The sequence below is a fragment of the Ruegeria sp. CL7 genome (genome assembly GCF_056536445.1).
Genome location: NZ_JBQFPQ010000009.1, coordinates 77,680 through 94,132, shown reverse-complemented (window position 1 = coordinate 94,132; position 16,453 = coordinate 77,680). Strand labels below are relative to the sequence as shown.

Below are 16,453 nucleotides of genomic sequence, written 5' to 3'. Positions count from 1 at the left end.
TATCTAAGCGCGAATCCGCGCCTTGACAAGCAGGAAATGCTGCATTTGCACGGATCACAGCGCCGTGACCGCCGCAACCTCTGCCGCGGGAAGGGTCTGGATCATCTCGCAGACCGTGCGACCCAGAACCGGATGACGCCAGTCGGGCACGATATCGGCCATCGGCACCAGGACAAAGGCGCGATCCTGAAGGCGCGGATGCGGCAAGATCAATTGATCCGGTGCCTCTTGCCTTTGCGCGTCGGTCGGCAGGGTCCGCCAGCGATCAAACGTGGCGCGATCCGGCAGGACCAGATTTTGGAAACAGACCAGATCCAGATCCAGCGTCCGCATCCCCCAGCGCTGCACCCGTTCACGCCCGAATTCCTGTTCCACCTCGTGCAGCACCTGCAACAGCTGCGACGGAGATTTCTCGGTCGCAATCAGCGCCGCAGCATTCACATAATCCGGGCCGGCCCCGGAGGGAAAGCACGGGGTGGAAAAAAAACGACTGACGGAGCGAATCACCACATCGTGACGCGATAACGCGTCAAGCGCGTTCTGAAGTGTTACATCGGGACCATTTCCTCTCAAATCGAGATTTGCGCCCAGCGCAACAACGGCATTTGGCATGGATTTGCTCATGTGATACCCTACATTCGACCCATTGCATACTTGCGATAATCGACAGAAGTTCTAATTATAGGCGTACCAGGGCGCGTCATTTTATCACTCACTCACTCACGTAACGCGGCACGCACTGGATTATACCGGAAGGGAACATTTATGTTTTATAAAGACGAACGGCTAGCGCTGTTCATCGACGGCTCGAATCTTTATGCCGCGGCAAAAGCACTCGGTTTCGACATTGACTACAAACTTCTGCGGCAGGAATTCATGCGCCGCGGCAAGCTTCTTCGGGCCTTCTATTATACAGCGCTGCTGGAAAACGACGAGTATTCGCCGATCCGCCCATTGGTTGACTGGCTGCATTACAACGGCTTCACCATGGTTACGAAACCGGCCAAGGAATACACCGACAGCATGGGGCGTCGGAAAGTCAAAGGAAATATGGATATCGAGCTTACCGTCGATGCCATGGAACTGGCGCCGCGCGTCGATCATATCGTGCTGTTCTCGGGTGATGGGGATTTCCGCCCGCTGATCGCCAGCCTGCAACGGCAGGGCGTGCGCGTATCTGTGGTTTCGACCATCCGCAGCCAACCGCCGATGATCTCGGACGAACTGCGCCGCCAGGCCGACAATTTCATCGAGCTGGAAGATCTGCGCGATGTCATCGGTCGCCCGCCGCGTGAAATGCCGACGGAGCATCGCAGCGTCGCTGTTGCCAGCAACAGCTGACAAGGCGACAAGCCTGTCATGATGGGGAAAAAATTTGCGCGGTCAGGACATCAGTCCTGGCCGCGCTTCTTTAACAAGGTACAGGTGCTTAAACATCACCCGAGTAGCAACGATTCGTGTCAGATGAATGACAATGTCCTGTCTGGACCAAGGCCGGGAAAAGACTTACCTGTGCCACAAGGAGACAGCCTGATGAAAAAGCCGCCACTGACACTTTACCTTGCCGCCCCACGCGGGTTCTGCGCCGGTGTGGACCGTGCCATCAAAATCGTTGAGATGGCTTTGCAGAAATGGGGACCACCGGTCTATGTGCGCCACGAGATCGTGCACAACAAATTCGTGGTCGATGGCCTTCGCGCCAAAGGGGCTGTGTTTGTCGAAGAATTGCAGGAATGCCCCGATGACCGCCCGGTGATCTTTTCCGCCCACGGGGTGCCGAAATCCGTTCCCGCCGAGGCTGCCCAGCGCGAGATGATCTATGTGGACGCCACCTGTCCTCTGGTTTCCAAGGTGCATGTCGAGGCGCAGCGCCACGCGGACGCGGGGTTGCAGATGATCATGATCGGCCATAAAGGCCATCCCGAAACCGTGGGCACCATGGGGCAGCTGCCCGAGGGCGATGTGCTGCTGGTCGAGACCGTGGACGACGTGGCCACGGTGCAGGTGCGTGACCCGGATAAGCTGGCCTTTGTCACCCAAACCACCCTTTCGGTCGATGACACCAAGGATATCATCGCCGCCCTTCAGGCCCGGTTCCCGGCCATTGTCGGACCGCACAAGGAAGATATCTGTTACGCCACCACCAACCGGCAGGAAGCGGTGAAAGCCGTGGCCCCCAAGGCGGACGCCTTGCTGGTAGTAGGCGCGCCGAACTCATCGAACTCGCGCCGTCTGGTCGAGGTTGCCTCGCGCGAGGGGTGCCAGTACGCGCAGCTGGTCCAGCGCGCCACCGAGATTGACTGGCGCGCGCTCGAGGGGATCTCTACCGTGGCTGTCACCGCAGGCGCGTCGGCCCCGGAGGTTCTGGTAAACGAGGTGATCGAAGCGTTCAGCGCGCATTATGATGTCACCGTCGAGCCGGTCGAAACCGCCGTTGAAAACGTCGAGTTCAAAGTCCCCCGCGTGTTGAGGCAACCGGCGTGAACGGAGTGCCGAAAGCGCCTCTCTATCTGGGGCTGGCGGGACTGATTCCGTTTTTCTGGGGCGCCCTGACCTATCTGAATGGCGATCTGAATGCCTGGGGCGCGCAAACCTTTGGCCCGCGTTTCGTGGGCCCTTATGTGCAACTGTTCTATGGATCAGTCATCCTCAGCTTCATGTCCGGTGTACTCTGGGGTTTTGCCACCAAGACATCGGGCAGCAAGGCGGCCCTGTGTTATCTGTTGTCGGTTCTGCCCGCGCTTTGGGCCTTTGCCATGACAGGTGGTGGGCCGGTGAATGCGGGCACCAATCTGATGTATGGGTTCGCTGGCCTGTTGTTGCTGGATGCCCTGTTTTCCTACTGGCGCCTGACACCGGTCTGGTGGATGCGGTTGCGCATCCTGCTGACCGCCGTCGTATTGGCCAGTCTTGCAGTCGGAGTCTATCTGTGACCGATGAACGTACGATCACCGCTTATACCAACAGGGTGGCGGAATATCTGAAGATCCCTCTGCCGCCCGAGCAGCTTGAGGCCCGACAGGCTTTTGCTGATGCAGTCGGCGCAGGCGGCTATGTGCTGGATTTGGGGTCCGGGCCGGGATCGGACAGCGGGTTCCTGATGCGTCAGGGGCTGAAGGTTCGCGCGCTGGATGCCACGCCGGCCTTTGTCGAACATGCGCGGGAAAACGGTGTGGATGCTCATCTGGGTACGTTCGATGACGTCACCGAGACGGCCGAATATGACGGTGTTTACGCCAGCTTTTCCCTGCTGCACGCGCCGCGCGCTGATTTCCAGCGGCATCTGAATGCGATCCACAGGGCTCTGAAACCCGGTGGACAGCTGTTTCTGGGGATGAAGCTGGGCACTGGTGAACATCGGGATGATCTGGATCGTTATTATTCCTATTACACGGAGGCCGAGATCGAGGGCGCCTTGAACAAGGTCGGTTTCACGATTGACCGCGCAGTCCATGGCATGGGCAAAGGCCTGGCCGGATCGTATGACGGATATATCCTGGTGTTCGCCCATGCCTGAATTGTTTGCCTATACAGACGGTGCCTGTTCCGGAAACCCCGGCCCCGGAGGCTGGGGTGCGCTGTTGCGCGCGATGGACGGGGACAGCGTTCTGAAAGAGCGTGAGCTGAACGGGGGCGAAGCCGAGACGACCAACAACCGGATGGAGTTGCTGGCCGCCATCAGCGCCCTTGAAGCGCTGGAGCGACCGTCGAAGATAACCGTCGTCACCGACAGTGCCTATGTGAAGAACGGCGTCACTGGCTGGATTTTCGGTTGGAAACGCAACGGCTGGAAAACCTCGAACAAGAAACCGGTCAAGAATGTCGATCTTTGGCAGCGTCTGGATGAGGCGCAGGAACGGCATGATGTGACATGGGAATGGGTCAAGGGCCACGCAGGCCACCCCGAGAATGAAAAAGCTGATGAGCTGGCCCGGGCCGGAATGGCGCCGTTCAAACCGAAAAAGGCACAGGCGTGACCGCGCTGACGCTGCTGGACTATGCCTCGGTTCTGATCTTCGCGTTGACGGGGGCACTGGTGGCCAGCCGTGCCCAGCTGGATCTGGTGGGATTTGCCTTCATGGCCTGCCTGACTGCCGTCGGGGGCGGCACTGTACGAGACCTTTTGCTGGACCGTCACCCGATCTTTTGGATCGGGCAGCCGGATTACATCCTGATCGCAGTCGCGGCGTCGGTCCTGGTGTTCTTTACCGCACATCTGGTGGAAAGCCGCTATAACTGGCTGGTCTGGCTGGACAGTTTTGCACTGTCAGTGGCTGTTGCGGCCGGAACCGGCGCGGCATTGTCGCTGGATCAGTCCGGGGTCATTGTCGTTTTGATGGGTGTGACGACCGGATGCCTGGGCGGGCTGATGCGCGATGTGGTCTGCAACGAAGTGCCGCTGGTGCTGAAACAAGGTGAGCTTTATGTGTCCTGCGCCTTTACAGGTGCCCTGACGGCGGTTCTGGCTGCCCGATTGGGGACAGAGCCTGCGTTTTCTCTGGCTCTCTGCGCCTTGGTGTGCTGGGCGTTGCGTGCCGGGTCGTTGATGTTTGGCTGGCAATTGCCGGTCTACAAAAGCCGTCCGCCGCGCAATTGAGCCCGATAGTGGACGCCAAAGCGGCTGGCTGATACCCCTTTTGAAAGCACAGCCCGGAGGCCAACGTGACATTCAGACTTGCATCCATCACGGCCTGCCTGGCCCTGCTCGCCTCATGCGGCGCGTATTACAACCCTGTCAGTTTTGTTGCGCAGGGCGACCAGATCATCGCCTCGGGCACGATTGACGAGACAACGCTGTCTGCCTTTGAGGAAGTGACAGCCCAAAACCCCGAAGCCCGCACTTTGGTTCTGCAATACATTGAAGGATCGGTTGATGATGACGCCAATGTCATCTTCGCCCGCGAAGTGCACAGGGCCGGGTTCGATACCGTTGTTCCATCGAACGGTCTGGTTGCCAGCGGCGGCACCGATCTGTTCCTGGCCGGAAACCGCCGCGTGCTGCAACCGGGGGCTTGTGTCGGTGTCCACAGCTGGGCCGGGTCGGGTCTGGTGGCCACCGACTTGCCCGAGGACGATCCCGAACATGACCGATACCTGGATTATTTCAAGGATATCGGCGTGGACGAGGAGTTTTACTGGTACACTCTGTTCGCAGCCCCGGCCGACAGCATCCACTGGATGACCGCCGCCGAGGCGAACCGGTTCGATTTGACCACCAGGGGTGCTCCGGCACTTGGGTCTGCGACGGTGTGCGACGAACGGTAAGTCAACCGTTCAGCAAGCGCGCGCCGATTTCCTTGACGAATTTCGCGGCCACCATCGCCGTCATGCCATAGGGGTCGCGATGCGGGTTGAGCTCGACGATATCCGCCCCGACCAGTTGACCTTTGAACCGGTGGATCAGGTCGATAACCTCGCGCGTGCTCAGCCCACCGGGTTCATAGTGCGAGACGCCCGGGGCAAAGGCCGGGTCCAGCGCGTCCAGATCAAGGGACAGATAGACCGGGCCATCGAATGAAATCTGCAAGTCGGGGCGCCAGTTGCGCATGTCGATCACCTCGACGCCGAACTTGTTGGCCTGTTCGCGCTGATGGGCGTTCATGGTGCGGATGCCGACCTGCACCAGACGCTTGACCGGGCAGGTCTCCATCACCCGCGCAAAGGGGCAGCCATGGCCGAGCGGTCCGATATCCTGCGTGTCGTACAGATCCGGGTGGCTGTCGATATGCAGGATGTTCAGGCCTTCGTACCGATCTGCATGGGCCTTGATCAGCGGATAGGCCACGGAATGGTCGCCGCCCAGCGACAACAGGCGTGCGCCGGTTGCGATCCGCTTCGCCGCTTCGGCCTCGATCCGGTCAATCGGTTCCTGCCCGCGCATTTCGAACACATCCAGATCGCCGGTATCCCTGAATTTGGCGCTTTCACCCAGATCGGTACCATCTTCGGCGGTCAGGTTGGCGGCACCGGAATGCAGCGCTTCGCGGATGCGTCCGGGTGCGAAGGCCGGCCCTTGCAGGAACGAGGAATGCAGATCCAAAGGAACACCCATCAGAGCGACATCACCCGGCTTCAAATCATACGGCATCATCATTCCCCTTTTTCGTTGAATGTGATCTGGACGGAGGAAGGGCACCGGGTCAAGGGGTTAGCGGCGCAGGTAGGTCTGCCAGATCCAAATCACAAGCAACGCGCCCAGAACCGCCCCGACAAAACCAGACAGCCACCCCATAACGGTAACAAGAAACCGCAGCAGCGCCCCTCCGATCAGGGCCCCCACGATACCGATCAACATGGTCGTCGGGATATCCGCCTCGATCCGCATCAGGCGGGTGGCAAGAAACCCTGCCGCTGCACCGATGATGATCAGGGCGACGATTGGCATGTCACTTCCTCCAGTGGGTCGGCACGATGATCAGGGCACCAACAGAGGAAATCACCGCATCCAGCCCCGGAGGACCAAAGCTGATACCGAACATGATACGGACGAAATAGAACAGGAACGCCCCGCCCACACAGATGATGATGGATTGCAAATAGCCGTTATGGGTGAAACCGGTCTGTTCGGACAGATATCCGACGATCCCGGCAATCACGACAGTGCCCATCATCACCATGAACATATGGCTTTACTCCGAAGACATCCGGGTGCCGATCGGGATTGGCCAGCCCCGCACGAACGTTTCCTTATCCTGCGCGCCTTTGCCCGCCCTTTGCAAGCGCAGCAGTTCTATGGCGCCCTGCCCGCAAGCCACATACAGATCGTCATTCAGAACTTCGCCCGGCGCGCCCTGCCCTTCGGCCAGACGCGAAGCGAGGAGTTTTACCCGGTTGCCGTCGATCTCGGTCCAGGCCCCGGGAAAGGGCGACAGCCCGCGGACCTGCCGATCGACCTCAACCGCCGGGCGCGACCAGTCCACGCGGGCCTCGGACTTGTCGATCTTGGCGGCATAGGTGACACCAATCTCGGGCTGCGGATCAGGGGTCAGGCCGGGCAGCTTTGCCAACGCCTCAACGATCAAGGCCGCGCCCATCGCCGAGAGCCGGTCATGCAGTTTCGCAGTGGTTTCCTCGGGCCCGATATCGGTGGCCTGCCGCAACAGCACGGGGCCGGTATCAAGGCCCGCCTCCATTTGCATGATACAGACGCCAGTTTGCGCATCGCCCGCCATGATCGCGCGGTGGATCGGAGCCGCCCCGCGCCAGCGCGGCAGCAGGCTGGCATGAATGTTCAGGCAGCCATGAGCCGGCGCATCGAGGATGGGCTGGGGCAGGATCAGCCCATAAGCCACGACCACCGCCACATCCGCGTTCAGTGCCGCAATACTGTCCTGCTCCTCGGCCGGTTTCAGCGAGGTTGGGTGACGCACGTCCAGACCCAGCGCCAGGGCCCGCGCGTGAACCGGTGTCGGGCGATCCTTCTTGCCCCGCCCCGCCGGGCGCGGGGGTTGGCAATAGACGGCGGCGATCTCATGCCCGGCCTCGACCAGCGCATCCAGAACCGGCACCGAGAAGTCAGGGGTTCCCATGAAAACAACGCGCATCTTTACCCCTGTTTCTTGGCTTTGCGCAGCAGCATGTCGCGTTTGACCTTGCTGAGCCGGTCAAAATACATCCGGCCATTCAGATGGTCGATCTGGTGCTGGACACTGGTGGCCTCGATGCCGACAAAATCGCGACGGTCCACCACGCCCTGCTCGTTCAGGAATTTGACAGTCACCGCGCGCGGGCGTTTTACCTTGGCCGACACGCCCGGCAGGTTCGGACTGGCTTCTTCATGTTCACGCAGTTCGATCGAGCTGTGCAGGATTTCCGGGTTCGCCAGACGCACGGCCTTGCCCCGCTCGGCCGACCCATCGACCACGGCCAGACGCAACATCACTCCGATCTGCGGCGCGGCCAGACCGACACCGGGCATCGCCTCCATCGTGTCGATCATGTCCTGCCAAATCCGGCGAATGTCATCGGTGATTTCAGTCACCTCATCCGCCTTTGTGCGCAAGCGTTTGTCAGGCCAAGGCAGACAGGTGCGGACGGTCATGCGCGCGCCCGTTCACGTTTGAGCTTTTGCATCTTGCGGGTAATCATCTGCCGTTTCAGCGGTTTGAGGTAATCGATGAACAGCTTGCCGTTCAGATGGTCGATTTCATGCTGCACGCAAGTGGCCCAAAGACCGTCGAACGTCTCCTGTCGCAGGTTTCCCTTCTCGTCCATCCAGGTGACATCGACCACCTTGGGGCGGGTCACTTCGGCATATTGATCCGGGATCGACAGGCATCCTTCTTCGTATACATTGGTTTCCTCGGAAGAGGCGATGACCTCGGGGTTGAACATGATCAGCGGGCGCGGGGTCTCGCCTTCTTCCTTGATGCAATCCAGCACGATCAACCGTTCCAGCACACCGATCTGCGGGGCGGCAAGGCCAATCCCGGGCGCGTCATACATGGTTTCCAGCATGTCGTCAGCCAGCGTGCGCAGCTCGTCCGTCAGGTCGGATACGGGCGCGCAGACCTTTTTCAGGCGGGGATCGGGATGGATCAGGATAGTGCGTTTCATGAGGCTGATTTAGGCCATCCCGCCCCGCGCCGCAACGCCCCCCTTGCACCTGCCCGATTTGCGGTTAGCTTTCGGTCGAGAAAATGGAGCAGACATGACTTTCAACGACCTGATCGACCGCCGGGGCACCAACAGTTCAAAATGGGACAAGATGGAGATGCTGTATGGCGTCTCGCCCGAGGACGGTCTGGCCATGTGGACGGCCGATTCCGATTACAAAACGGCACCCTGCGTGATCGAGGCCGTGCGCAAAGCCGCAGATCACGGCGTGTTCGGCTATTCATGGATGCACCCGGACTATCTGGCCTCGGTTCAATGGTGGATGAAAACCCGCCACGATTGGGAAATCGACACGGATTGGATTCTGACCACCCAGGGCTTGGGCAATGCAATCGCCCTGTCGCTGGATGTCTGGACCGATCCCGGTGATGGCATCGTGATCTTTACCCCCGTTTACCATGAGTTTGCCCACAAGGTGAACAAATCCGGCCGCCGGGTCGTGGAATGCCCTTTGGTGCGGGACGGGGAAAGTTACGGCCTGGATCTGGACGACGCCCAGTCCCGGTTGGACGGGTCCGAGAAGATGCTGCTGTGGTGTTCGCCGCAAAACCCGTCGGGTCGTGTCTGGACGCCCGACGAGTTGCAGGCCGTTGCTGCGTTTGCCGAACGGAACGGTTTGATCCTGGTATCGGACGAGATTCACCACGATCTGGTCTATCCCGGCGCCAAATTTGTGCCGATGGACGTGGCGGCCCCGGATGCACGCCCGTGGACCGTGACGCTGACTGCGGCGTCGAAGACCTTCAACATCGCCGGGCAGCGGACCGGCAACATGATCATTCCCGATCCCAAACTGCGCGCGGCCATGAAGCAACGGCTGCAAACATTGGATTACGATCCCGGCGCGTTGGGCGTGGCGATGATCACCGCCGCCTACAGCCCCGAAGGGGCCGAATGGGTAGATGCCCAGATCGCGCATCTGGAGGGAAACAGGCGTCTGTTCGATCAGACCATCACCGAGATTCCGGGGCTCTGGTCGATGCCCTTGCAGGCGACCTATCTGGCCTGGGTCGATTTCTCGGGCACCGGCATGGATCACGCCGAATTTGTCCGCCGATTGCGCGAGGACGCGCGGATCGCGACATCGTCAGGTCCGGGTTTCGGCACTGGAGGAGAAACGTTTGAACGGTTCAACCTCGCCACTCAACGGGCGCGGGTCGAGGAAGCTTGCCTGCGGCTGAAACGTGCTTTCGGGGATCTGCAATAAGTACGTGCCGGCCAGAGCTTGAAAGCCCTGCCCTGTTTTCACAGGTGCCGGTTGACTTGGTTGAGGCCGCTTTGGCCCGCGCGTGCCTGTCTTTAGGCTGGCACCGCTGGCTTTTGGCATCGACCAAACCCGGGCCAAATCGGAATACCGGTTGAAATTCGCCCCTAGTCGTCACGCCCCAGCAGGGCGATCGGCGCATCGGGCGCGCGGTAAAAGTCAAGCGGCGCGCTGTCATGGGCGGCCGTGCTGCGTTTGAATTCATACCGCATCTCACCGCCTTCATCCTCATCCGCGACGATGAGGCATTGATAGAGGTGGTTGGCCCCGTCAAAGATATCGACAAGCCCGCGCAGGCGCGGCGTGGTTTCCGCCTCAACCGTAAAACCGTCTTTCCACAATTTGAGTATTTTGTAGGTATTGTCGCCCATCTCCACCCGTAAACGGCTGGCTTTTTTCAATGTGGCGATTCGGGCCGCGTCCAACTCGGCGCGTATTTCCTTTGAAACATAGGTACTCATTAATCCGTTCCCCCGTGAATGACTTCTATTGTGCGGGATAAGTTGTAAAAATCCAGTGAACCACGTCACAGAAACACGATCCAGCCGAGGTTTGTTGCACAGAAATCCCGAACTCGACTGTGCGCGGATGCAGAGCATTTGCGCGGGCGCTCGCATAGGAAGATGCAAGCCCTGGCCCTATGTTTTTCGAAACGCACATGCGGAGGAAAAGACATGGGCCTGCTGGTCGACGGAAAATGGCACGATACCTGGTATGATACCAAATCCACGGGCGGTGCATTCAAGCGCAGCGCAGCGCGGTTTCGCAATTGGTTGACAGCTGACGGCGAGGCGGGGCCATCAGGCAAAGGCGGGTTCAAAGCAGAACCCGGGCGCTATCACCTTTACGTCAGCTATGCCTGCCCCTGGGCCCATCGCACGCTGATTTTTCGCGAGTTGAAAGGGCTGAGCGATCTGATCTCGGTGTCGGTCGTGCATCCGGACATGCTGAATCAGGGTTGGACCTTTGAAACAGACGCTCACGGCGCGACGGGAGATGACCTTTACGGGCTGGGTTTTGCGCACCAGATCTATACCAAAGCCGATCCAGCCTATTCGGGGCGCGTGACCGTGCCGATCCTGTGGGACAAGCGGCAGGAAACCATTGTGTCGAACGAAAGCTCGGAAATCATCCGCATGTTCAATACGGCCTTCGACGGGGTCACCGGCAATACCGATGACTATTGGCCCGAAGCGATGCGCGATGAAATCGAAGAGGTCAACGCGCGCATCTATACAGACGTCAACAACGGCGTCTACAAGTCCGGCTTTGCCACTTCGCAAGCGGCCTATGACGCCGCCGTGGGCCCGTTGTTCGACACGCTGGACTGGCTGGAAGATCGTCTGGCCCGGAACCGTTACCTGATGGGGGATCGGATTACCGAGGCTGACTGGCGGCTGTTTACGACGCTGATCCGCTTTGATCCGGTCTATCATCTGCACTTCAAATGCAACAAGCGGCGCCTGATCGATTACCCGAACCTATGGGCCTATACGCGTGAACTGCACCAATGGCCCGGCGTGGCGCCCACGGTGAACATGAACCATATCGTGCGCCACTATCACTACAGCCATGACACCATCAATCCGCACCGGATCATTCCGGTAAACTCGGTGCTGGATTACACAGAACCGCACCGCCGCGATCAGCGCCCTGCTGCGTAATGCTCGACCATCGCCGCCAGATCCTCTGGCGGTGTTTCGCTTTGCACATAAGCACAGGCGTTCGGGCTGTGGGCAAATATCGATCCATCCGAGAAGAAGGTGGTGTTGGTGACAAAGATCACCCGCGCCTGGGGGCGGCGATAGCTTGCGAAATCGGCCACAGCCAGTGCACTGCCGGTTTCCAGAACCAGATCCAGCACGATAATTTCGAAATCCGTGCCGTACAGCGCCAGAATGGCGGCTTCCTGCGTCTCGACCAGCGTGACCTCGGCGCCCTGCCGTTCCAGATGCCTTTTCCAGACCCGACCAAGGTCGGGATTACTCTCAACAATCAGAACTTTCATTTGCAACAACCTCGGCACTTGGTATGGTGAGTGGTGCCGACCCCCATGGTCCGTGATCTCGTTATTTCCTTAACAAAGTGTTAACAGCAGCCCCACAGGCCCGTGAACAGGCGGATTTGCTTGTGTAAGAGGCGAAAATCCGCTTGAAGCGGTCCAAAAGCGGTAATTTCTCGCAGAGAGAGCAGATGAGCACATTCGATGAAAGTCTGAATCCACGCGCGGTTCGTGACCACGGCGGCGGGTTGGACAAGGCGATTGTCAAATATGGTGGGCAACGCACCGACTGGATCGACCTGTCCACCGGCATCAATCCCCATGCCTATCCCGTGTCTGGCCTGTCGGCCGGGGATTGGGCCGAATTGCCGGATCACGGGGCGTTCGAACGGCTCAGCGATGCCGCGCGCCGGTTCTGGAACGTGCCGCAGCGTGCCGCGATCCTGCCCGCGCCCGGAGCGTCGGCGATCATCGCGCGTCTGCCGGCTCTGGCCGCGACGGGTACGGTACAGATCACGCCGCCCACCTATAACGAACATGCCGCCGCCTTTTCGGCGCAGGGGTGGAAGGTACGGCAAGACGGGCCCAGCGACGCCCGCGTGATCGTACATCCAAACAACCCGGACGGGCGTATCTGGCAGGAAAGCGACGTATCGGCACCACTTACCGTGATTGACGAAAGCTTTTGCGACGTCATGCCTGACAAGTCCCTGATCCATCTGGCAGACCGCCCCGGCGTGATCGTGCTGAAGAGTTTTGGCAAATTCTGGGGGCTGGCCGGGGTAAGGCTGGGGTTTGCCATCGGACGGCCGGATATGATCAGCCGGTTGAACGATCTGACCGGCCCTTGGTCGGTATCCGGTCCGGCCTTGCGGATCGGCACACAGGCTTTGATGGACAACCGTTGGGCGGAAGCCACGCATGCGCGTCTGGCTGACGAGGCCTCAAGGCTGGATGCGCTGGTCACGAGAAAAGGGGCCAAAGTGATCGGCGGCACCAGCCTGTTCCGACTTTATCAGGTCGACAACGCCGCCCATTGGCAAGGTCGTCTGGCACGGTCCCACATCTGGAGCCGCATCTTCCCCTATTCTGAAACCTATCTGCGCCTTGGGCTCCCGCCCGAGGATGGATGGAACAGGTTGGAGGCCGCCCTGTGAGCCCTGGCCTGATGCTGGTCTGTGCCATGTGTCTGGACGCAGCACTGGGGGAACCCGACTGGCTCTGGTCGCGCATCAGGCATCCGGCGGTGATGATCGGCAACCTGATCGGCTGGCTGGATACACGCCTGAACCACGGGGCCCTGCGCCGTTCAAAAGGGGTGGGTGTGCTTGTCCTGCTGGTTTTCGGCGCAGGGGCGCTTGGCTGGGGTTTGTCTCTGCTGGGGCCGGTGGTTGAAATCCTGGTCTGCGCGATCCTGTTGGCGCAAAAATCGTTGGTCACCCATGTGCGCGCCGTGGGCGAAGGGCTGATGGCCTCGCTGTCAGAGGGGCGGGCACGGGTGGCCATGATCGTCTCGCGCGATACACGGGACATGACCGAGGCACAGGTGGCACGCTCGGCCATCGAAAGCGCCGCTGAAAACCTCAGCGACGGCGTCATCGCGCCTGCTTTCTGGTTTCTGATTGCCGGGTTGCCGGGGCTGCTGGTCTACAAGGCGGTGAACACGGCCGACAGCATGATCGGGTATCGCAATGAAACGTACCGCGCGTTTGGCTGGGCTTCGGCCCGGTTCGACGACCTGATGAACCTGATCCCGGCCCGCCTGACCTGCGTGATGATCGTGGCGCTGTCGGGCCAGTGGTCGCGCTGGCGCGAAATCTTGGCTGATGCGCACCGTCACATCTCGCCCAATGCGGGCTGGCCCGAGGCCGCCATGGCCCGCGCCTTGAACGTCGCCCTGGCCGGGCCGCGCAGCTATGACGGCAAGGTGCGGGATCTGGCATGGGTCAATGGCAATGCTCAGCGCGAAATCGGAGCCTTGGACATTTTCCGCGCATGTCGCATGTTGTGGCGTGTTTGGGGGCTTGCGCTTGGGCTCGTGTCGGTGTCGGTTGGGATCGACCTGATTTACTGACGGACATTTGTCATGCGTTTTCTTTCCGGCCTGATCGCCGCCACCCTGTTTGCCCAACCTGCCCTGGCCCAATGTGGTGGCGGCTTCAATTCCTTTGTCAAAGGGCTAAAGGCCGAGGCCACGCAGCAAGGCTTTGACAAATCCACCGTGAACGCGTTTTTCAAAGGCGTGCAGCAGGACAGCGCCGTGCTGAAGGCCGATCGGGCGCAAGGGGTGTTTCAGAAACCCTTTATCGAGTTTTCCCGTCGTCTGATTTCGCAAAACCGGATCGAACGCGGGCAAGCGATGTCACGCAAATACGACGCGGTGTTTGACCGGATCGAAAAGCAATACGGAATCTCACGCGGGGTGTTGCTGGCCTTCTGGGCGTTCGAGACCGATTACGGATCATTTCAGGGCGACTTCAACACCCGCAATGCGCTGGTGACGTTGGCCCATGACTGCCGTCGCCCCGACCTGTTCCGCCCTCAAATCTTCGCCGCCATCGAACTTTATCAGAATGGTGATTTCGACCCGGCCCGCACAACGGGCGCATGGGCCGGCGAAATCGGTATGGTCCAGATGCTGCCGCAGGACATTCTTGAAAACGGTGTCGATGGTGACGGCGACGGGCATGTCCGCCTGAAAACCTCGGCCCCCGATGCACTGATGTCTGGCGCCAAGATGCTGTCGCATCTGGGCTGGCGCGCAGGCGAACCGTGGCTGCAAGAGGTCACTGTGCCCGCGCAGATGGACTGGTCGCTGTCCGGCCCCGGCAAGCCCCGGTCGGTGGCCGATTGGCAGGCCATGGGCGTTCAGGCACGCAGCGGGTCGCTGGCAAACCTGCCTGCCTCGCTGATCCTGCCCCAGGGGCACCAGGGCCCGGCCTTTCTGGCCTATCCGAATTTCGACGTCTATTTCGAATGGAACCAGAGCTTTGTTTATGTATTGACCGCCGCCTATTTCGGGACACGTCTGGAAGGGGCACAGATCTATGATGCCGGCAATCCCGCACAGGGTCTGAACGGTGCACAGATGAAGCAGCTGCAAAGCAAGCTTCAGGCCAAGGGGTATGACGTTGGCAAGGTCGACGGGATCCTGGGCGCCGGCACGCGGGCGGCCGTGCAGGCGGAACAGAAGCGGCTTGGCCTGCCGGCCGATGCATGGCCGACAGTGGATCTGTTAAACCGGCTTTAGGCGGCAACCACGCTTACGCGACCCATTCCCGTTGCTGCGGAACACAGGGCGCAAAGGCGTGCGTCGTCACCGTGGCACCCTCGGTTTCGATTGCCGTGTTGGGCTGTATCTCGAGCCATCCCTCGTTGTTGGCATCCAATGGCTCGGACGAAATGATGATACCGTCTTTGCAGGCCTTGTAGTGCAAGCTGGGGGCAAACCGATCCGAGGCATAACGGGCCGCAAAAACCCGTTTGCCGTCCGACCAGCAGGCGGCAAACCGAAGATAGGGTGATGCTCCGCGGCGCCTGGAAAGGGCTTCGACCCGACCGACCGCACGGGCCATTGCACCCACAGGATCGGTGTCCAGCCCTTCGCCATGAGCGATGAGAAAGATCGCCTCGCTCTCGGTTGCGCCCATACGATGCTGGTACAGATGCGCCGGGATCATGGCGTCAAGCTCTTGCCGGATTCGTTCATGACCCCCGGCCTGACCGTTATGCATGAAACTCCACCTGCCGACGCCAAAGGGGTGACAGTTGTTGCGCGAGGTCGCCGTACCCGTCGAGGCCCGTACATGTGCCAGAAACAGCCGGGATTTCGTGTGATGCGCCAATTGCTTCAGATTGGCATCGGACCACGCCGGATGGGTGTCCTTGTAAAAACACGGCGTATCACGATCAGAATACCATGCCAGACCGAACCCATCCGCGTTTATCGGCGTTTTTCCGATCAATGCATTTCGGCTTTGAATGACAAGCGATTGTTCTTGCTCAAGGACCAGTTCGTCCAGGTATCGCTGCCGCCCAACCCAAGCCAAGAATCGGCACATTGCCTGTCTCCGTCCGTCAGTAATAATTTTTGGGACAATACCACCTTGGTTATCAGATTTTCTCCCATACATTATCTGATTTTTCGGATTTCCCCTATCAAATGTGCAGAAACTGCAAGAATCTCAGATCAATTTCACTTACTACGCACCGGATACCGATCGCCTTTTTCGTCAATCAGGATCAACCTGTCCCCGTTGCGTACGTACAAATCGCATCGGCTGAACCCATTGCGGTAAGCGATGCACACGCTGCCATCATCGGCAATCGCGTAAGTTCCAAAGGCAGAATCTCCGCTTGCATATGTATAGGAATAGGCGCCCCCGGCCGAGAATTTGGCCTGTCCGTCGTCGAAAAAGGTCAGCGTCTGCCCCGCCAAAGCATCAAGCTCTGCGGCTGTAAGGGGCGTATCCCCGGTTTTGACGGGCCAGTCGGCTGCAAAGACAGGGCCGGCGGCGATGAGGGCGGGGATCAGAAAGCGCGTCATGCGCTCAGGTTAGCGCGATAAAGCC

At 59.8% G+C, this 16,453-nt stretch carries 23 protein-coding genes; 12 read left to right on the top strand and 11 right to left on the bottom strand.

Annotated features, from left to right (window positions below; genetic code table 11):
* Positions 1-54: 54 nt before the first annotated feature.
* On the bottom strand, positions 55-624 hold the full coding sequence (gene folK, locus ACR0LI_RS18030; RefSeq protein WP_480718970.1) for a 2-amino-4-hydroxy-6-hydroxymethyldihydropteridine diphosphokinase: 570 nt from the start codon (positions 622-624) through the stop codon (positions 55-57).
* Positions 625-765: 141 nt separating this feature from the next.
* On the opposite strand from folK, the gene ACR0LI_RS18025 reads away from it, so the two are divergent.
* From ACR0LI_RS18025 to ACR0LI_RS17995, 7 genes are all read left to right on the top strand, one after another.
* Positions 766-1,341, top strand: coding sequence for a LabA-like NYN domain-containing protein (locus ACR0LI_RS18025; RefSeq protein ID WP_117869875.1), 576 nt, complete (start codon positions 766-768; stop codon positions 1,339-1,341).
* Between the two features lie 192 nt (positions 1,342-1,533).
* Entirely contained in the window at positions 1,534-2,484 is a 951-nt protein-coding gene (gene ispH, locus ACR0LI_RS18020; protein ID WP_152457074.1) for a 4-hydroxy-3-methylbut-2-enyl diphosphate reductase, read from the top strand.
* Positions 2,481-2,933 (top strand): DUF3429 domain-containing protein, encoded by a 453-nt coding sequence (locus tag ACR0LI_RS18015; protein WP_209835290.1) that lies wholly within the window; start codon positions 2,481-2,483, stop codon positions 2,931-2,933. Before ispH ends, ACR0LI_RS18015 begins: the two co-directional genes overlap by 4 nt.
* Positions 2,930-3,517: a class I SAM-dependent methyltransferase gene (locus tag ACR0LI_RS18010; protein WP_480718969.1), complete on the top strand. Its 588-nt coding sequence runs from the start codon at positions 2,930-2,932 to the stop codon at positions 3,515-3,517. The genes ACR0LI_RS18015 and ACR0LI_RS18010 overlap by 4 nt, the downstream gene beginning before the upstream one ends.
* Positions 3,510-3,977, top strand: coding sequence for a ribonuclease HI (gene rnhA / locus ACR0LI_RS18005; RefSeq protein ID WP_480718968.1), 468 nt, complete (start codon positions 3,510-3,512; stop codon positions 3,975-3,977). The genes ACR0LI_RS18010 and rnhA overlap by 8 nt, the downstream gene beginning before the upstream one ends.
* Positions 3,974-4,597: a trimeric intracellular cation channel family protein gene (locus ACR0LI_RS18000; protein WP_480492365.1), complete on the top strand. Its 624-nt coding sequence runs from the start codon at positions 3,974-3,976 to the stop codon at positions 4,595-4,597. The genes rnhA and ACR0LI_RS18000 overlap by 4 nt, the downstream gene beginning before the upstream one ends.
* A 65-nt stretch (positions 4,598-4,662) precedes the next feature.
* Positions 4,663-5,265 (top strand): COG3904 family protein, encoded by a 603-nt coding sequence (locus ACR0LI_RS17995; RefSeq protein WP_480718967.1) that lies wholly within the window; start codon positions 4,663-4,665, stop codon positions 5,263-5,265.
* A gap of 1 nt (position 5,266) precedes the next feature.
* On the opposite strand, the gene speB is transcribed toward ACR0LI_RS17995, so the two are convergent.
* The 6 genes from speB to def (ACR0LI_RS17965) are packed head-to-tail and all read right to left on the bottom strand — an operon-like array spanning position 5,267 to position 8,556.
* Positions 5,267-6,088 carry an agmatinase gene (speB, locus tag ACR0LI_RS17990; protein WP_171724848.1) on the bottom strand — a complete coding sequence of 274 codons (822 nt, stop codon included), beginning with the start codon at positions 6,086-6,088 and terminating at the stop codon, positions 5,267-5,269.
* Between the two features lie 60 nt (positions 6,089-6,148).
* Positions 6,149-6,385 carry a GlsB/YeaQ/YmgE family stress response membrane protein gene (locus tag ACR0LI_RS17985; RefSeq protein ID WP_171637580.1) on the bottom strand — a complete coding sequence of 79 codons (237 nt, stop codon included), beginning with the start codon at positions 6,383-6,385 and terminating at the stop codon, positions 6,149-6,151.
* A gap of 1 nt (position 6,386) precedes the next feature.
* Positions 6,387-6,623 (bottom strand): hypothetical protein, encoded by a 237-nt coding sequence (locus ACR0LI_RS17980; RefSeq protein WP_170344822.1) that lies wholly within the window; start codon positions 6,621-6,623, stop codon positions 6,387-6,389.
* 6 nt (positions 6,624-6,629) lie between these two features.
* The gene (fmt, locus tag ACR0LI_RS17975; protein WP_480718966.1) at positions 6,630-7,544 is read right to left on the bottom strand and encodes a methionyl-tRNA formyltransferase; all 915 of its coding nucleotides are present in this window, start codon (positions 7,542-7,544) and stop codon (positions 6,630-6,632) included.
* Between the two features lie 2 nt (positions 7,545-7,546).
* Positions 7,547-8,041 (bottom strand): peptide deformylase, encoded by a 495-nt coding sequence (gene def, locus ACR0LI_RS17970; protein ID WP_171120283.1) that lies wholly within the window; start codon positions 8,039-8,041, stop codon positions 7,547-7,549.
* A complete protein-coding gene (gene def / locus ACR0LI_RS17965) occupies positions 8,038-8,556 on the bottom strand; it encodes a peptide deformylase (RefSeq protein ID WP_171637587.1) in 519 nt (172 codons plus the stop codon). Before def (ACR0LI_RS17965) ends, def (ACR0LI_RS17970) begins: the two co-directional genes overlap by 4 nt.
* 94 nt (positions 8,557-8,650) lie before the next feature.
* Here def (ACR0LI_RS17965) and ACR0LI_RS17960 point away from each other — a divergent pair, with 94 nt between their 5' ends.
* Entirely contained in the window at positions 8,651-9,823 is a 1,173-nt protein-coding gene (locus ACR0LI_RS17960) for a MalY/PatB family protein (protein ID WP_171637589.1), read from the top strand.
* Positions 9,824-9,987: 164 nt separating this feature from the next.
* On the opposite strand, the gene ACR0LI_RS17955 is transcribed toward ACR0LI_RS17960, so the two are convergent.
* On the bottom strand, positions 9,988-10,341 hold the full coding sequence (locus ACR0LI_RS17955; protein ID WP_171169191.1) for a hypothetical protein: 354 nt from the start codon (positions 10,339-10,341) through the stop codon (positions 9,988-9,990).
* Positions 10,342-10,554: 213 nt separating this feature from the next.
* Here ACR0LI_RS17955 and ACR0LI_RS17950 point away from each other — a divergent pair, with 213 nt between their 5' ends.
* Positions 10,555-11,544: a glutathione S-transferase family protein gene (locus ACR0LI_RS17950; RefSeq protein WP_480718965.1), complete on the top strand. Its 990-nt coding sequence runs from the start codon at positions 10,555-10,557 to the stop codon at positions 11,542-11,544.
* Here ACR0LI_RS17950 and ACR0LI_RS17945 read toward each other — a convergent pair.
* Positions 11,526-11,888: a response regulator transcription factor gene (locus ACR0LI_RS17945; RefSeq protein WP_117869888.1), complete on the bottom strand. Its 363-nt coding sequence runs from the start codon at positions 11,886-11,888 to the stop codon at positions 11,526-11,528. The two genes, ACR0LI_RS17950 and ACR0LI_RS17945, sit on opposite strands and share 19 nt — an antisense overlap.
* A gap of 185 nt (positions 11,889-12,073) precedes the next feature.
* Here ACR0LI_RS17945 and cobD point away from each other — a divergent pair, with 185 nt between their 5' ends.
* Genes cobD through ACR0LI_RS17930 form a run of 3 tightly spaced genes read left to right on the top strand, consistent with a single transcriptional unit; the run spans position 12,074 to position 15,132 of the window.
* A complete protein-coding gene (gene cobD, locus ACR0LI_RS17940; protein WP_480486726.1) occupies positions 12,074-13,039 on the top strand; it encodes a threonine-phosphate decarboxylase CobD in 966 nt (321 codons plus the stop codon).
* The gene (cbiB, locus tag ACR0LI_RS17935; RefSeq protein WP_480492356.1) at positions 13,036-13,956 is read left to right on the top strand and encodes an adenosylcobinamide-phosphate synthase CbiB; all 921 of its coding nucleotides are present in this window, start codon (positions 13,036-13,038) and stop codon (positions 13,954-13,956) included. Before cobD ends, cbiB begins: the two co-directional genes overlap by 4 nt.
* 12 nt (positions 13,957-13,968) lie before the next feature.
* On the top strand, positions 13,969-15,132 hold the full coding sequence (locus ACR0LI_RS17930; protein WP_171637596.1) for a lytic murein transglycosylase: 1,164 nt from the start codon (positions 13,969-13,971) through the stop codon (positions 15,130-15,132).
* A 13-nt stretch (positions 15,133-15,145) separates the two neighbouring features.
* On the opposite strand, the gene ACR0LI_RS17925 is transcribed toward ACR0LI_RS17930, so the two are convergent.
* Positions 15,146-15,943 carry a class II glutamine amidotransferase gene (locus tag ACR0LI_RS17925; protein WP_209835282.1) on the bottom strand — a complete coding sequence of 266 codons (798 nt, stop codon included), beginning with the start codon at positions 15,941-15,943 and terminating at the stop codon, positions 15,146-15,148.
* Positions 15,944-16,077: 134 nt separating this feature from the next.
* The gene (locus ACR0LI_RS17920) at positions 16,078-16,428 is read right to left on the bottom strand and encodes a hypothetical protein (protein WP_171637600.1); all 351 of its coding nucleotides are present in this window, start codon (positions 16,426-16,428) and stop codon (positions 16,078-16,080) included.
* Positions 16,429-16,453 lie beyond the last annotated feature (25 nt).

Coding starts and splice junctions, on each gene's coding strand:
- folK (WP_480718970.1), bottom strand. CDS start 624: ATGAGCAAATCCATGCCAAATGCCGTTGTTGCGCTGGGCGCAAATCTC.
- ACR0LI_RS18025 (WP_117869875.1), top strand. CDS start 766: ATGTTTTATAAAGACGAACGGCTAGCGCTGTTCATCGACGGCTCGAAT.
- ispH (WP_152457074.1), top strand. CDS start 1,534: ATGAAAAAGCCGCCACTGACACTTTACCTTGCCGCCCCACGCGGGTTC.
- rnhA (WP_480718968.1), top strand. CDS start 3,510: ATGCCTGAATTGTTTGCCTATACAGACGGTGCCTGTTCCGGAAACCCC.
- speB (WP_171724848.1), bottom strand. CDS start 6,088: ATGCCGTATGATTTGAAGCCGGGTGATGTCGCTCTGATGGGTGTTCCT.
- ACR0LI_RS17985 (WP_171637580.1), bottom strand. CDS start 6,385: ATGCCAATCGTCGCCCTGATCATCATCGGTGCAGCGGCAGGGTTTCTT.
- ACR0LI_RS17980 (WP_170344822.1), bottom strand. CDS start 6,623: ATGTTCATGGTGATGATGGGCACTGTCGTGATTGCCGGGATCGTCGGA.
- fmt (WP_480718966.1), bottom strand. CDS start 7,544: ATGCGCGTTGTTTTCATGGGAACCCCTGACTTCTCGGTGCCGGTTCTG.
- def (WP_171120283.1), bottom strand. CDS start 8,041: ATGACCGTCCGCACCTGTCTGCCTTGGCCTGACAAACGCTTGCGCACA.
- def (WP_171637587.1), bottom strand. CDS start 8,556: ATGAAACGCACTATCCTGATCCATCCCGATCCCCGCCTGAAAAAGGTC.
- ACR0LI_RS17960 (WP_171637589.1), top strand. CDS start 8,651: ATGACTTTCAACGACCTGATCGACCGCCGGGGCACCAACAGTTCAAAA.
- ACR0LI_RS17955 (WP_171169191.1), bottom strand. CDS start 10,341: ATGAGTACCTATGTTTCAAAGGAAATACGCGCCGAGTTGGACGCGGCC.
- ACR0LI_RS17950 (WP_480718965.1), top strand. CDS start 10,555: ATGGGCCTGCTGGTCGACGGAAAATGGCACGATACCTGGTATGATACC.
- ACR0LI_RS17945 (WP_117869888.1), bottom strand. CDS start 11,888: ATGAAAGTTCTGATTGTTGAGAGTAATCCCGACCTTGGTCGGGTCTGG.
- cobD (WP_480486726.1), top strand. CDS start 12,074: ATGAGCACATTCGATGAAAGTCTGAATCCACGCGCGGTTCGTGACCAC.
- ACR0LI_RS17930 (WP_171637596.1), top strand. CDS start 13,969: ATGCGTTTTCTTTCCGGCCTGATCGCCGCCACCCTGTTTGCCCAACCT.
- ACR0LI_RS17925 (WP_209835282.1), bottom strand. CDS start 15,943: ATGTGCCGATTCTTGGCTTGGGTTGGGCGGCAGCGATACCTGGACGAA.
- ACR0LI_RS17920 (WP_171637600.1), bottom strand. CDS start 16,428: ATGACGCGCTTTCTGATCCCCGCCCTCATCGCCGCCGGCCCTGTCTTT.